This is a genomic window from Geobacter benzoatilyticus (assembly GCF_017338855.1).
Lineage (GTDB): Bacteria > Desulfobacterota > Desulfuromonadia > Geobacterales > Geobacteraceae > Geobacter > Geobacter benzoatilyticus.
The window spans coordinates 1,116,221-1,130,313 of record NZ_CP071382.1 but is presented as its reverse complement, the minus strand read 5'-3'; the positions used below and the strand labels follow the sequence as shown (position 1 = coordinate 1,130,313).

10 protein-coding genes are annotated in these 14,093 nt (G+C 61.9%); 6 read left to right on the top strand and 4 right to left on the bottom strand.

Annotated elements, in window-relative coordinates:
- Positions 1-34: 34 nt before the first annotated feature.
- Genes JZM60_RS05380 through JZM60_RS05365 form a run of 4 tightly spaced genes read left to right on the top strand, consistent with a single transcriptional unit; the run spans position 35 to position 4,654 of the window.
- The gene (locus tag JZM60_RS05380; RefSeq protein ID WP_241426378.1) at positions 35-1,459 is read left to right on the top strand and encodes an efflux transporter outer membrane subunit; all 1,425 of its coding nucleotides are present in this window, start codon (positions 35-37) and stop codon (positions 1,457-1,459) included.
- Positions 1,456-2,751: an efflux RND transporter periplasmic adaptor subunit gene (locus JZM60_RS05375; RefSeq protein WP_207164484.1), complete on the top strand. Its 1,296-nt coding sequence runs from the start codon at positions 1,456-1,458 to the stop codon at positions 2,749-2,751. Before JZM60_RS05380 ends, JZM60_RS05375 begins: the two co-directional genes overlap by 4 nt.
- Positions 2,748-3,452: an ABC transporter ATP-binding protein gene (locus JZM60_RS05370; protein ID WP_207164483.1), complete on the top strand. Its 705-nt coding sequence runs from the start codon at positions 2,748-2,750 to the stop codon at positions 3,450-3,452. Before JZM60_RS05375 ends, JZM60_RS05370 begins: the two co-directional genes overlap by 4 nt.
- Positions 3,452-4,654 (top strand): ABC transporter permease, encoded by a 1,203-nt coding sequence (locus JZM60_RS05365; protein ID WP_207164482.1) that lies wholly within the window; start codon positions 3,452-3,454, stop codon positions 4,652-4,654. The genes JZM60_RS05370 and JZM60_RS05365 overlap by 1 nt, the downstream gene beginning before the upstream one ends.
- A 95-nt stretch (positions 4,655-4,749) precedes the next feature.
- Here the strand turns inward: JZM60_RS05365 and hemG are convergent, their stop codons facing one another.
- Positions 4,750-6,159 carry a protoporphyrinogen oxidase gene (hemG, locus tag JZM60_RS05360; RefSeq protein WP_207164481.1) on the bottom strand — a complete coding sequence of 470 codons (1,410 nt, stop codon included), beginning with the start codon at positions 6,157-6,159 and terminating at the stop codon, positions 4,750-4,752.
- Positions 6,160-6,321: 162 nt separating this feature from the next.
- Between hemG and JZM60_RS05355 the strand changes: the two genes are divergently transcribed.
- A complete protein-coding gene (locus tag JZM60_RS05355; RefSeq protein ID WP_207164480.1) occupies positions 6,322-7,218 on the top strand; it encodes a DnaJ C-terminal domain-containing protein in 897 nt (298 codons plus the stop codon).
- Positions 7,219-7,281: 63 nt separating this feature from the next.
- Here the strand turns inward: JZM60_RS05355 and JZM60_RS05350 are convergent, their stop codons facing one another.
- The 3 genes from JZM60_RS05350 to mfd are packed head-to-tail and all read right to left on the bottom strand — an operon-like array spanning position 7,282 to position 12,816.
- Complete coding sequence (locus JZM60_RS05350) at positions 7,282-8,283, bottom strand: peptidylprolyl isomerase (RefSeq protein ID WP_207164479.1); 1,002 nt, start codon at positions 8,281-8,283, stop codon at positions 7,282-7,284.
- 60 nt (positions 8,284-8,343) lie between these two features.
- Positions 8,344-9,282, bottom strand: coding sequence for a peptidylprolyl isomerase (locus tag JZM60_RS05345; RefSeq protein WP_207164478.1), 939 nt, complete (start codon positions 9,280-9,282; stop codon positions 8,344-8,346).
- Between the two features lie 57 nt (positions 9,283-9,339).
- Positions 9,340-12,816: a transcription-repair coupling factor gene (mfd, locus tag JZM60_RS05340; RefSeq protein WP_207164477.1), complete on the bottom strand. Its 3,477-nt coding sequence runs from the start codon at positions 12,814-12,816 to the stop codon at positions 9,340-9,342.
- 313 nt (positions 12,817-13,129) lie between these two features.
- Between mfd and JZM60_RS05335 the strand changes: the two genes are divergently transcribed.
- Positions 13,130-14,029 (top strand): pentapeptide repeat-containing protein, encoded by a 900-nt coding sequence (locus JZM60_RS05335; RefSeq protein WP_207164476.1) that lies wholly within the window; start codon positions 13,130-13,132, stop codon positions 14,027-14,029.
- Positions 14,030-14,093: the final 64 nt, after the last annotated feature.

Here is a 14,093-nt window from a genome sequence, read left to right as displayed (position 1 = left end):
ATTCTCAATGAACTACTTGACTCATATACCACGCATGTTGACGATCGCAGGTGCCCTGGCCCTTACGGCGTGCGTTACGGTCGGCCCGGATTACAGGAGCCCGGCGCCGGATGCGCCGGCAGGCTGGAACAGTATCGATGCAACGGCGCAACCGGCCCTGAAAACCGATGCAACGGGAGATCTGAGCCGCTGGTGGCTTTCTTTGAACGATCCGCTGCTGTCGGAGCTGGTGGACGGCGCCCTTAAGGCAAGCCCCGATCTGCGGAGCGCAAAGGCAAAGCTGCGCGAGGCCCGCGCAAGGCGGGCAGTGGCCGGGGCCGGGCTTTTTCCCGAGGTGACGGCATCGGGTAACGCCAGCCGCAGTCATTCCAGCGAGGAAACCGGCAGCGGCGACACGCGCAAGCTGTACACGGCGGGCTTCGATGCCAGCTGGGAGCTGGATCTGTTCGGCGGTATCCGCCGCGGAATCGAGGCGGCCGGCGCCGATCTCGAAGCTTCAGTGGCAAGCCTCCACGATGCGCAGGTCTCGCTGGCGGCCGAGGCGGCACAAAACTACGCGGATATCCGTACCCTCCAGATTCGCCTAGGCATCGCCCGCGACAATCTCGCCACCCAAACCGAAACGCTCCAGATCACCGAGTGGCGAGGCCAGGCCGGTCTCGTCAGCAGCCAGGACGTGGAACAGGCGCGCAGCAGCCGGGAGCAGACCAGGGCGCAGATTCCCAGCCTTGAAACCAGTCTGGCGGAGGCGGAGCACCGCCTGGAGATTCTCCTGGGAAAGGCTCCGGGGGCGCTCCATGAGCGTCTTGCCGTCCCGGGCAGACTTCCGGACGTGCCTGACCGGATTGCGGTCGGCATTCCGGCCGATACCCTGCGTCAGCGCCCCGATGTCCGGGCGGCGGAGCGGACGCTGGCCGCGGAAACCGCCCGCGTCGGCGTGGCCCGGGCGGAACGCTATCCCTCATTTACCCTCACCGGCTCCATAGGCCTGGAGGCCCTGACCCTGGGAGCTCTCGGCAACGGCGGGGCCGCCACCTCGTCGCTGCTTGGCGGCATTGCCGCCCCGATCTTCAATGCCGGGCGGCTGCGGAGCCAGGTGGAGATTCAGGATGCGGTGCGCGAGCAGGCCCAGGTGGCCTATGAGCAGGCAGTCCTCAACGCGTTGCAGGAGGTGGAAAACTCTCTGGTTTCCCTCACCAGAAACCGCGAACGGGCCGAGTCCCTGGCCAGTGCCGCCGATTCTGCGCGCAATGCGGCGGAACTGGCCCGGCAGCGCTACGGTGCCGGGCTGATTGATTTCCAGCCGGTGCTCGAAACCCAGCGGAGCGTGCTCTCCGTCGAGGACAGCCTCGCCGTCACCAGGGGCGATGGCGTGCGGGCACTCATCAGTTTGTACAAGGCGCTGGGTGGCGGCTGGTCGCCGCAAAACGACACCTCCGCCGGCAAGGATACCCCATGAAAGACGCTAACGATAACCAACCATCACAGGATGCCGCTCTGAAGCAACTCATTGAAACCAGCCACGGAAAGCTGCTCACGAATCGCCGGCTGTGGCTGGCCGGTGCCTTGGTCGCGATTGCCGTTGCGTTCCTGCTCTTCCTGCGCTTCGGCAAGGAAGAGGCCGGACTCAGCTACGTGACTGAGCAGGCAGTGACCGGCACCCTGGTGGTCAAGGTTTCCGCCACCGGCAACCTGGAGCCCACCAACAAGGTGGATGTGGGGAGCGAGTTGTCAGGCATAGTCGACAAGGTTTTCGTCGATGACAATGCCCGGGTCGAAAAGGGGCAGGTGCTGGCAATCCTCGACATCTCAAAGCTGCGGGACGCCGTGACAAAATCGCGGGCAAACCTGGCAGCGGCCAGGGCGCAGGTGCTGCAGGCCGAGGCCACCGTGGCGGAGACCCGCGCGAACCTGGCCCGCTATCGGCAGGTTTCAAAGCTTTCCGGCGGCAAAGTGCCCTCCAAAAGCGAGATGGACACCGCCGAGGCCAACCTGAAACGCGCCGAAGCCAATGAAGCGAGCGCCAGGGCCGGCGTATCCCAGGCGCGGGCGGAGCTGCAATCGGACGAAACCAACCTCACGAAGGCCAGTATCCGCTCCCCCATCAACGGCGTTGTGCTGAAGCGCAGCGTGGAGCCGGGGCAGACGGTGGCCGCTTCCTTTCAGGCGCCGGTTTTGTTCACCCTGGCCGAAGATCTCACGAAGATGGAGTTGCAGGTTGATGTGGACGAGGCCGATGTGGGGCAGGTGCAGGTGGGGCAGAAAGCCACCTTTACCGTCGACGCCTGGCCGGGCAGGCGGTATTCGGCGGTCATAACCCGCGTCAGCTACGGTTCCCAGGAGGAGGATGGCGTAATCTCGTATCTTACGGTTCTTGAAGTTAAGAATGAGGATATCAGTTTGCGGCCGGGGATGACCGGCACCGCCGAAATAACCACCCTGATCCGCCAAAAGGCTCTGCTGGTGCCGAACGCAGCTCTGCGCTTCACTCCGCCGGCAACGGCTGCTGAGCAGGGAAAATCCCGGGGGAGCGTCCTGGGGGCATTGATGCCGCGTCCTCCGCAGCAGGAGAAAAAAACGGCGGCAACAACCGGTAACGATGCGCCGCGGGTGTGGGTTCTGCGCGGCGGCGTGCCGGTTCCCATCGAAGTCCGGACCGGCGCCACCAACGGACGTGTGACCGAAATTACCGGAGGTGGACTCAAGGAAGGTATGGCGGTGATAACCGAAACCCGGGGGAACGCGTCATGAGCGGCACCCCTCTTATCCGGCTGTCCGGGCTTACCAAAACCTATGGCAGCGGCCAGGCCGCCTTCCAGGCCCTGAAGGGGATCGACCTCACCATCGAGGAGGGGGATTTCGTGGCCATCATGGGCCCCAGCGGTTCCGGAAAATCCACCACTATGAACATTCTCGGCTGCCTCGACACGCCGACTGGCGGCAGCTTCCAATTCCTGGGGGTTAGCGTGGAGCAGATGTCGCGCAACCAGCGGGCACTTTTGCGGCGCCATTATCTAGGCTTCGTGTTCCAGGGATTCAACCTGCTGGCTCGCACCACCGCCCTTGAAAACGTGGAATTGCCCCTTATTTACCGCGGCGAGCCCGCCGCCGTGCGCCATGCCGCGGCCCGCACCGCTTTGGAGCAGGTGGGGCTCAAGGGGTGGGAGCACCATACTCCCGCCGAGCTGTCGGGGGGGCAGCAGCAGCGGGTTGCCATTGCCCGCGCCATAGTCACCCGGCCCACAGTCCTGCTGGCCGACGAGCCCACCGGAAACCTCGACAGCCGCAACAGCCGGGAAATCATGGAGTTGATTACGGAACTCAATCGAGAGCAGGGTATCACAGTGCTCATGGTGACCCACGAGCCCGACATGGCGGCCTATGCCAAGAGGGTCATCCACTTTGTGGACGGCGTGGTGGAGAGCGACCGGCGTAACGGGGAGGGTGACTGATGTTCTGGAATACGCTGCTGCTTTCAATGCGGGCCATCCGGCGCAACCTGATGCGTTCGTTTCTCACCATCCTTGGCATAGTCATCGGCGTTGCCGCCGTCATCACCATGGTAACCCTCGGCAACGGCGCCACCAAATCCGTCTCGGACCAGATTTCCGCCATGGGGAGCAACCTGCTGATGCTGATGCCGGGGCAGCGGTTCGGACCCGGCTCGGAAGGGGCGCCAAGCTTCAGGATTGCCGATGTCGAAGCCGTGCGCAGCCAGATAACCGCCGCCGAGCGCGTGGCTCCCATGGTGAGCAAGACAGTTACCACCGTCTACCAGGCCAACAACTGGTCCACGGTCATCAACGGCACCAACAACGATTACTTCCAGTCGGGTAACTGGGAGCTCTCTGCCGGCCGCACTTTTACCGATGCGGAAGAGCGGGCGGGCAAGGCGGTCTGCGTCATCGGCGAAACGGTGCGGGAGAAGCTGTTCGGCCGCCAGAACCCTGTGGGGAGCGAAATCCGCATAAAACAGTTCTCCTGCGAAGTTATCGGCCTCCTCAAGTCGAAGGGGCAGTCCGCCATGGGGTCCGACCAGGACGACATGGTCGTCATGCCGCTGCGGGGGGTGCAGCGCCGTTTGACGGGCAGCCAGGACATAGGCCGGTTGACCGTTTCGGTGAAGAATGGCGCCTCCATCGATGACGCTAAAGAGCAATTGACCCTGCTCATGCGCGAACGGCGGAAAATCGCCGCCAACGAGGAGGATGACTTCCGCGTGATGGATACCCGCCAGATTGCGGAAACCCTCACCAGCACCACCAAGATCCTCACCATGCTGCTTGGCGCGGTGGCTGCGGTGAGCCTGCTGGTGGGGGGGATAGGGATCATGAACATCATGCTGGTTTCGGTCACCGAACGGACGCGGGAGATAGGAATCCGCCTTGCCATCGGTGCCCTGGAGCGGGAGGTGTTGCTGCAGTTCCTGATCGAGGCGGTGGTATTGTCGAGCCTCGGCGGCCTGGCCGGCATCGCCCTGGCCACCGGGGCCTCCATCGGCCTCGCCAGGCTCATGGGGATACCGTACCTCTTCGACTTCGGTATCAATCTGCTCTCGTTCCTGTTTTCCGCGGCAATCGGCGTGATTTTCGGCTTGTTCCCGGCCCGCAGGGCCGCGGGCCTGAATCCCATCGATGCGTTGCGGCACGAGTGAGGCGGATTGGAAGGATCGGCCCGGCACGAAGAAAAAAAGCCGTATCTCCCGGGGGGTACGGCTTTTCCAGTTTGTCGCCCTGAATTGGTCGGCGGCTAGCGATTCTTCAGATGGGCCACCACCTCGTCGGCGGTGCGGTCGGCGGATGCGGCGCAGTCGTTGAGGCCGATGCCCCGGTAGGAGTTGCCGGTGAGGAAGAGTCCCGGCAGGGCCGAGGCCTGCTCATGGAGCGCGGCAAGGCGTTTGGCATGCCCCACTGTGTACTGGGGGATGGCCTGGGTGTGGCGGAATATCCTCATGAAGGAGGGTTCCGCCGTGATTCCCATGATTGCCTTGAGGTCCGCTTTCACCCGCTGCGTCACTTCCGCGTCGGAAAGCTTCACGTAGCCGGGGAAGCAGGCGCCCCCCATCATGCTCCTCAGGAGCACCTTTCCCTCGGGAGCCCGGTTCTCGAAGATGCTGGAATCCCAGAGGGTGCCGAGGGTGTTCATCCCCTCTTCCTTGGGGATCAGGTAGCCGAAGCCGTTGAGGTCATAGGCGATCCGCTCCCGCTCGTAGCCGAAGCAGACCACGGTCATGGATGCGTAGGGTATCTCGCCAAGGACCTGGGCCATGGCGGGGTCCACGCTGCCGACTATGCCGGTGGTGGCGTGGGCCGGGGAGGCGAGAATCACCACGTCGGCGTCTATGTCGATGCTCCCGGTCTGAAGGCGCCAGGGGGTGCTGTTCCCTTTCTTTAGTCCTGTCACTGCCTGCCCGGTAACAATGGCCTCGGGGCCGAGCTGTTCCGCCAGGATATCGGTAAGTTCCTGGATGCCCCCCCTGAAGGAGGTCAGAACCCCGCCGGGGCCCGCGGCGCTCGACACGCTCTTTCCCTGGGCCGCTTCCTGTTTCTTCTTCTTGGCCAGTTTGATCATCGCCTTGATGAGGCTGCCGTATTCGTCCTCAAGCTCCGCAATGCGGGAGAAGCAGGAGCGCAGTGACATGGTCTCCGGGTCGCCGGCAAAGATGCCGGACACCATGGGGGAGATGAGCTTCTGGAGGGCCTCTTCGCCCAGGCGGCGCCGGCCGAAGGAGGCGAGGGTCTCGTCGGCGCCGTCGGTCCGCTTCGGGATGAAGGGCTCCATGGCGAGGCGCAGCTTCCCCGGCCACGAGATGAGCTTGCTCTTGAGGAACATTGGGCCGTTTTCCGGCAGCCGGTTCAGGGCGCCGCCGGTGTAGATGAAGCGTTTGCGGGCGTTGTCGTTGCTCCGCAGGAGCCTCTCCGATACGCCCAGGTCACGGCAGAGATCCAGTGTCTGGGGTTTGGAGTCCAGGAAGCCGTTGGGTCCCCACTCGCAGAGATACCCCTCCTCCTTGATGCTCCAGATCTTGCCGCCGACCCGCTCTTCCTTTTCCAGCAGGGTCACGTCCAGCTCTACGCCTGCCTCTGCTCCCTTTTTGCGCAGCAAGAATGCCGTTGCGAGCCCCGAGATGCCGCCACCCACCACGATTACTTTCTTCATCGACACTCCTCACTGATTGGATAAATAGTGTATTCTTGCCATTGATAGCCCCTGTACGGATTGCTGTCAAGGAAGTAAACATGCCGGGGCCATGCAGTTGGGCCGTTGACAGGTTCCCCGGTTGCGCTTACATTCAGAAAAGATTCGAGGAAAGGATTTCACATGGCTCAAACCGACTATTACGAAGTGCTCGGCCTGAAGAAAGGGGCCTCCGAGGCGGAGATAAAGAAGGCCTACCGGAAACTGGCCGTCAAGTACCATCCCGACAAGAACCCCGGCGACAAGGCCGCCGAGGATAAATTCAAGGAAATCAACGAGGCCTACGCCGTTCTCTCCGATGCCCAGAAGCGGGCCCAATACGACCAGTTCGGCTCCAGCGGCTTTCACCAGCGCTACAGCCAGGAGGATATCTTCCGGGGCTTCGACGTGGGGGATATCTTCAAGGACATGGGGTTCGGCACCGATGACATATTCTCCCGAATTTTCGGCGGTGGGGGTGGTTTCCGCCAGGGGGGATTCGGTTTCGGCGGCGGCTCCAGGCGGGGTGAGGACTTCAGCATGGAGGTTTCCATAACGTTCCGCCAGTCATACGACGGCGACGAGAAGCGGGTGGCGTTCATGCGGGACGGGAAGCGGGAGGAGCTTTCCGTCAAGATACCGGCCGGAGTTGAGGATGGTGCCAGGCTGAGGGTGGCGGGGAAGGGGGGATACGGCCACGGAGGCGGCCCTACCGGTGATCTCTATCTGGTCATAAAGGTTGGGAGCGATCCCCACTTTACCCGTGAAGGGGACAATATCGTTGTGGATCGGCAGATACGATTCACCGATGCCGTTCTTGGCGCATCCCTCGACGTGCCGACACTTGAGGGGACAAAGCGGATCAAGGTGCCGGCCGGCATCCAGCCGGGGACCAAGGTGCGCCTAAAGGGGCTTGGCTTTCCCCACATGGGCAAGTCCGGAAAGGGCGATCTCTTCGTGCGTATCGATGTGACGGTGCCCGAGGGGCTCACGGCCGACCAGAAGGCACTGGTGGAGGAGTTGCGGGCAAAGGGGCTGTAAAGGCGGGACCAGGACGACAACCGCATCTGAGCCGGGGTCGACGAGGTACGGGTGAGGGACGATTTACGGTTTTGCCGGTTCCTGGTCCCCGGTCCCAGGTTCCGGCCTTATCTCAATGGCTGCGTCTTTGCGAAGGTCGGTTACCCATTGGTTGAAGCGATCCTCCGACTTCTTCCGGTAGAGGATGTCCTCAACTTCGGCTTTTACCTGCTCGAAGGGTTTCGGGGTGCCGGCGAAACGTTCCTCAAGCTTGACGATATGAAGACCGCCGGTGACGTAGATCAGGTCGCTCACCTCGCCGGGCTTCATCCTGGTGAGGCTTTCCTCGAATTCAGGGAGGATATCTCCCTTGCGGAAGGTTCCCAGGTCCCCGCCGGTGGTTTTGGCCGACGGTTCCTCTGAATATTGGCGGGCCAGTTCCGCAAAATCCTTGCCGGCGCGGGCTTCGTAGAGGACGGACATGGCGGTGGTCATGACTTTTTTGACCTGGTCGGCGGGCATCTTATCATCCAGTTTGAAGTAGATATTGCGTGCCCTGAAGTTGTCTTCGCCGCCGAACCTGCCGGGGTTCGCCTCGTAATACTCCCGCATTTCCCGTTCGCCGACCTGAATTTTGGACCGTACTTCCTGGCTTACGAGCCGCAGCCTTTCCAGTTGCTCGCGGATCTGGACCTTGTACTGGTCGAAGGAGAGGCCCTGGTTGGCCAGTGCCGACACCAGCGACTCCTGGGAGAGCTTGTTCTGGCGCTTCACATCTTCGATGGCCTGGCGGACCTCTTCTTCAGTGATACGGATATCCAGTTCCCGAACTTTCTGCTCCACGAGTTTCTTGTCGATAAGCCTGTCGAGGGCTTTTTCGTCAAGGCGGACCAGGGTCTGGGGGTCGGGCGGGGGCTGTTGGCGCTCCGCTTCCTTGAGGATGGATGCCTTCTCCTTTTCGACCGCGTAGGAGGTTATGATTTCGTCATTGACGACTGCGACAATCCTGTCGACCACTTCGGCGCCAGCCAGTGACGGTAGTGTGGCGACAAGGATAAGGGTAGTTGTGATGAGGGTTTTGATCATGGTTTCCGTTGGGGAGGGGGCATGGGGCTGTCGATCTTCAAACCGACAGCCCCGCTGCTCTTACTTTTTATCTGCCGGTGCGCTTGCGCCGCCTGTTGCCGGGAGTTCCGCGGCGGCTGAACCGCCGATGCCCTTGATGACATCCTCTTTGATGGTGACTTTAGCGTCCTTCTTGATATCGTCCTTGAGCTTCTGGAAGACCTCCTGCTGTTTGCTGGGGAGAATGGCGGTCCTGATCTGCTCTTTTACTTCGTCGAAGGTGCGGATGCCGGCCGGGCGCTTGCCGATTACCTTGATGATGTGGTAGCCGAACTGGGTCTTGGTGAGGCCGGAAATTTCGCCATCCTTGAGGCCGAAGGCCACTTTTTCAAATTCGGGGACCATGGAGCCTTTGCTGAACCATCCCAGGTCGCCTCCCTTGGCCGCTGCCCCGTCGATGGAGTGCTTCTTGGCAAGCTCCTCGAAGTTGCCACCTTCCTTGAGCTCCTTGAGAACCTTCTGGGCCTCGTCTTCGCTCTTCATGAGGATATGGCTCGCATGGACCTGGGCGCCGGTCTTGAACTTGTCCTTGTTCTCTTCGTAGAACTTCTTCATCTCTTCGTCGGAGACTTTGGCCTGCTCTTCCACCTTCTTCTTCAGGAATGCCTCAACCACAACCCGCTTCTTCAGCTCTTCCAGCTTCGCGGCCACCTCGGGGCTCTTGTCGAGGCCGTCTTTTCTGGCCTGCTGAAGGATCAGCTCGCGAACCACCATGGTGTCGAGGAGCTCCTTCTTCCCTTCAGGAGTGTCGGCCATGGGCTTCAGGTAGGGGGGGAGATTCTCCAGTTCCTTCTGGAAATCTCCGGTGGTGATGGTGTCGCCGTTAACTTCAGCAATGACCTGCCCATCCTTTTTGGCGGGGGATGAACCGGTGCCGGTTCCGGTATTCCCCTTGCAGCCGGTAAAAACGGCGGCACAGATGGTGGCCGAGATAATTGTCAGGAGCGCGGTTCTTTTCACGGTGAAACTCCTTTGCAGACTCATTAAGTATTGAAGAATCTTACGGAAGCTAGCACATCAACCAAGCCTTTTCAAGAGATTTCTGGCCTCTTCCAGGACCCCCTCGAAGGAGGTGTCGGCAAGCTCCGCCGTAAGCCGGAAGTCCGGTGAAAACTGGTACTTCTTCGGGTTGCCCCGGATGAGGCCGATGATGGTATCCGGGGGGACCGGCGTCTTCTGGTGGAAGCTGAGGCAGAGACGCCTGCCGTCGAATTCTGCCATGGTTATCAGGAACCTCTTGAAGTGAATCCGCAGCTTCATCACCTCCAGGAGGTACGTGGCGGCCAGGGGGAGTTTCCCGAAACGGTCCACCAGCTCTGCCATGACTTCGTCCACTTCTTCCTCGTTTTCGGCCTGGGTGAGCTTCTTGTAGATGATAAGCCGCTGGTTGGGCTCTTTGACGTAGTCCTCGGGGACGAAGGCGGGGATGCGGAGGTTGATCTCCGGCTCCACCCGCTCCAGCCGCTCCTCACCCTTCAGGTTCTGGATCGCCTCCTCCAGGAGCTCCGTGTAGAGGTCGAAGCCCACGGCGGCGATGTTCCCCGACTGCTTGGCCCCCAGGATGTCGCCGGCGCCGCGGATTTCGAGATCGTGGGTGGCGAGCCGGAAGCCGGCACCCAGCTCCGTCAGCTCCTGGATGATTTTCAACCGCTCCCTTGCGTCCGACGAGATGGCCCCCTCGCCGGGGATCAGGAGGTAGGCGTAGGCCCGCTGCTTGGAGCGCCCGACCCGCCCCCGGAGCTGGTAGAGCTGGGCCAGGCCGAAGGTGTCGGCCCGGTCGATGATGAGGGTGTTGGCGTTGGGGATGTCGAGCCCCGACTCGATGATGGTGGTGCAGAGGAGCAGGTTCGTCTCCCCGTGCATGAAGCCGAGCATCACCTTCTCCAATTCCCCTTCTTCCATCTGGCCGTGCCCCACGGCGATTTTCGCCTCGGGGACGATGCGGCGCAGATGCTCGGCCCAGTTCATGATGGACTGGACCCGGTTGTGGACGAAGAAGACCTGGCCGCCCCGGCGCAGCTCCCTCATGACCGCCTCGCGGATGAGGTCGTCGGAGTTGCGGGCCACGAAGGTCTTTACCGCCAGCCGGTCCACCGGCGGGGTGTCGATGATGGAGAGGTCCCTGATTCCCATCATGGACATGTAGAGGGTCCGGGGGATGGGGGTGGCAGTGAGGGTCAGGATATCCACCACTGCTTTGTATTTCTTGAGCTTTTCCTTGTGGGTGACGCCGAAGCGCTGCTCCTCGTCCACGATGAGGAGCCCCAGGTCCTTGAAGCTGACGTCGCTCTGGAGCAGCCGGTGGGTGCCGATGATGACGTCGATGGCTCCTTTCTTTACCTTCTCCAGGATTTCCTTCTGTTCCTTGGGGGTGCGGAAGCGGGAGAGCATTTCCACGGTGACCGGGTAGGCGCCGAGCCTGGCCTTGAAGGTCTCCAGGTGCTGCTGGGCCAGGACTGTGGTGGGGACCAGCACCGCCACCTGCTTCCCGTCCATGACCGCCTTGAAGGCCCCCCGCATGGCCACCTCGGTCTTGCCATAGCCGACATCGCCGCAGACGAGGCGATCCATGGGTTTCGGGCTCGTCATGTCGCCGATGACGTCCATGATGGCCCCCATCTGGTCCGAAGTCTCCTCGTAGGCGAAGGAGGCCTCGAACTCCCGGTAGAGGTCGTCGGGGGGAGAGAAGGCGTGCCCTTCGTGGAGCTGGCGGGCCGCGTAGATCTGCAGCAGCTCCCCGGCCATCTCCTGTACGGCGGCCCGGGCCTTCCCCTTGGCCTTTTCCCAGGAGGTACCCCCCAGCTTGTCCACCCTGGGTTCGAGCCCCTCGGCCCCCACGTAGCGCTGGACGAGATTCAGCCGGTCAACGGGGAGATAGAGTTTGTCCCCTCCCGCGTACTCGAGGAGGATGAAGTCCCCGGCGCAGCCGCTCAAAGAAATGTGCTGCAATCCCCGGTAGATGCCGATGCCGTGGTCCAGGTGGACCATGTAGTCGCCGGGCTTCAGCTCGGCCAGCGACGTCATGATCTGCTTCTTGCGCAGCTCCGAGACCCCGCGCCGCTTCTGGCGGCGGCCGAAGATTTCCTCCTCGGCGATGACGATGAGTTTCCCTTCGGGGAGGCGGAACCCCCGGGAGAGGTCGCCGATCACCACGTTCACCTTGCCGTCGTCCCGCTCCAGTTCGGCGGGGAAGGGGCGGTCGGAGATGTTCAGGGGGAGGGGGTAGTGGGAGAGGAGTTCGTAGAGGCGCTGGGCCTGGCCCCGCTGGTGGCAGGCGATTATCACCCGCTGCCGTTCCTCCAGCCAGCCGTTGAGCCGCGTCACCAGGGGCTTCAGGACGCGCTCGCTGTCGGAGGAGACATCCACCTTCAGGTCGGTGTTTTCCTGGATGTCCAGTGCTATGGCTGTTTTCCCGGTGCTCTCTCCGGCAACGGTCAGGTAGGGGATGGTCACGAGCCGTCCTGCTTCGATGCTGCCGGCAGTTTCCGGGGCTGTCAGGAAGAATTCCGCCGGTGATGCGAAGAGCTCTCCCCGCTCCTGTGCCTGGGCCGAGGCCGTTTCCAGTTCGGCGTCGAGCCGCGCATTCTCTTCGGCCAGGGCGTCAGGGTCCAGTATCACCCGGACTGCGTCGCCGGCATAGTCGAAGAGGGTCTCCAGCCGGGGATGGAAGAGGGGGAGGAGCCACTCCACGCCGGTGGGGTAGAGGCCTTGCTGCAGCTGCTCCAGAAGTTCCCGCCGGGCCACGGGGGATATCTCCAGTTCGTCGCAGCGGCTCTTGATCCGCGGGGTGGCGGCCTTCAGCACGTCTTCGGTCAGTATCATCTCCCTGGAGGGGAGGAGGAGGAGCTCCTCCAGGGGGGCGAGGGAGCGCTGGGAGAGGGGATCGAAAGCCCTGATGGTCTCCACGAAGTCGCCGAAGAACTCGATTCTCACCGGCTGTTCGAAGCCGGGGGGGAATATGTCTACGATTCCTCCTCGTACGGCGAAGGTTCCCCGGTCTTCCACCAGCGGGACGTTCAGGTAGCCGAGAATGACGAGTTTTGCAAGAAATTCATCCCGATTGCTCTCCTCGCCGGGAAGAAAATAAAGGGATGCGCTGTCAAGCATCGTCCGGGAGAGCACCCTTTGCCTGAGGGCTGCCGGGGTGGTCACCACGGCGGCAGCCTTGCGGTCCATGAGCCGTCGCAGGCAGGCGAGCCGCTGGCCTGTCACGTCGGCGTGGGGTGAAGCCTTCTCGAAGGGGGAGACGTCCCAGGATGGAAAGGAGAGGATGTCGGAGGGGCGCCCGCTGTAGAATCTGGTTTCCGCGCAGATTTCAGAGGCTCTTTCAGCGTCTGGGGCAATTATTAAGAGTTGGCGGCCGGACTCTGCCATGAACCGTGCCAGAAGGTAGGCCGGAGATGATCCCCGCAGTCCGGTCAGGGTGGCCCGGCCGGAACCGGGATCGAGAAGCCCGGCTATGCGTTTGGTTATATGGGTGTCGGCAATGGCCATTCCGTCTCCCTTTCCGTCATCCGGCGGATCAATGGACATAGTTGATAGGATGTGCGCCGATTGAAGGATGTGATGCCCCCCTGATCGTACCCAGGGGGGTAGGGCGTATAGTCGATGGGTACGGCAATTCTGGTACGATAACAGCACGGTTTTGAAAAGGCAAGGCTCCCCGGCTGCATGGCCCCGTGCCGGCCGGTGGTTAAAAAAAGCTCAAGTTCCTCCGGCGGTGGCCGATAAATGAAGAGAGGGATACGGCGGCTTGCTTTGAGCGGAGTATCTCTCGCTTCAATCCGCCGGAAAGGAAAGGCCTTTCATGAAGTGCCCCATGCTCCATCGTTCAGGAATTGCATCCGTTGTGCTCATGCTTCTTATCTCCGTCGGCAGTGAAACCCCGGCCGCTGCCTCCTCTCTGCGAGAGTCGAAGCCGGTGCCGGTGGGTGCCGATACCGCCTCCTCCCGCACAAAGCCTGCCCTCCCCTATGCGGAATACGTGCGGCTCGTGAGCAGGCGCGGAGTCGTTGGCCACGGCCATGCACGGAAAAAAGCAGCGAAGGCCGCGAAGGTTGCCCAAACGGTCAAAAAGGGGGTTAAGGGGAAAAATGCCGGGAAAGCTGCGGCGCCGGTGGTGGCGGCCCGGCCGGTCCCCCGTCCGACGGAGGTTGTGCCAGTTGTTGTGGCGAAAAAAGATAGTCCCGGGAGTTGGACCCCCAGCGTTGCGGAAGTGCGCGAAGTGCTCCGTGGCAGCCGTGATCTGTCCGGTGCCAATCTGCGGGGGATGAATCTTGCCGGTTTCGATTTGCGGAAGACCTCACTGGTCAATGCCGATCTCTATCTGGCCAATCTGGAGGGGAGCCGGCTCGATGGTGCGAATCTGCGGGGGGCATCTCTGGAAATGGCCAATTTGCGGGGGGCGACCCTGAGAGAGGCGAAGCTGTCGGGAGCAGGCCTCTTTATGACGAATCTCGAAGGCGCCGACCTGAAAGGGGCTGACCTGACCTGCGTTTACGCCGTGGGCGCCAACCTGCGGGGGGCTGCTCTTGCCAGTGCAAACCTGCGCGGAGGAATCTTCACCAATGCTGCCACGGAGCCCGGTAACTCCAACGTATCGCTGGTGGCGGAGAGTGATGGTGAGGGGGATGTGGCAAACGCCAATGCTTTGCGCGACGTCAGTCACCCTGATGGTGACGAGCGGTTTTCGACCCTGAGGTTCTAACCCCATTTTCAGGTTTTGATAACAAAAGCCGGCATTCCCCAAAGGGAATCCGGCTTTTATTTAT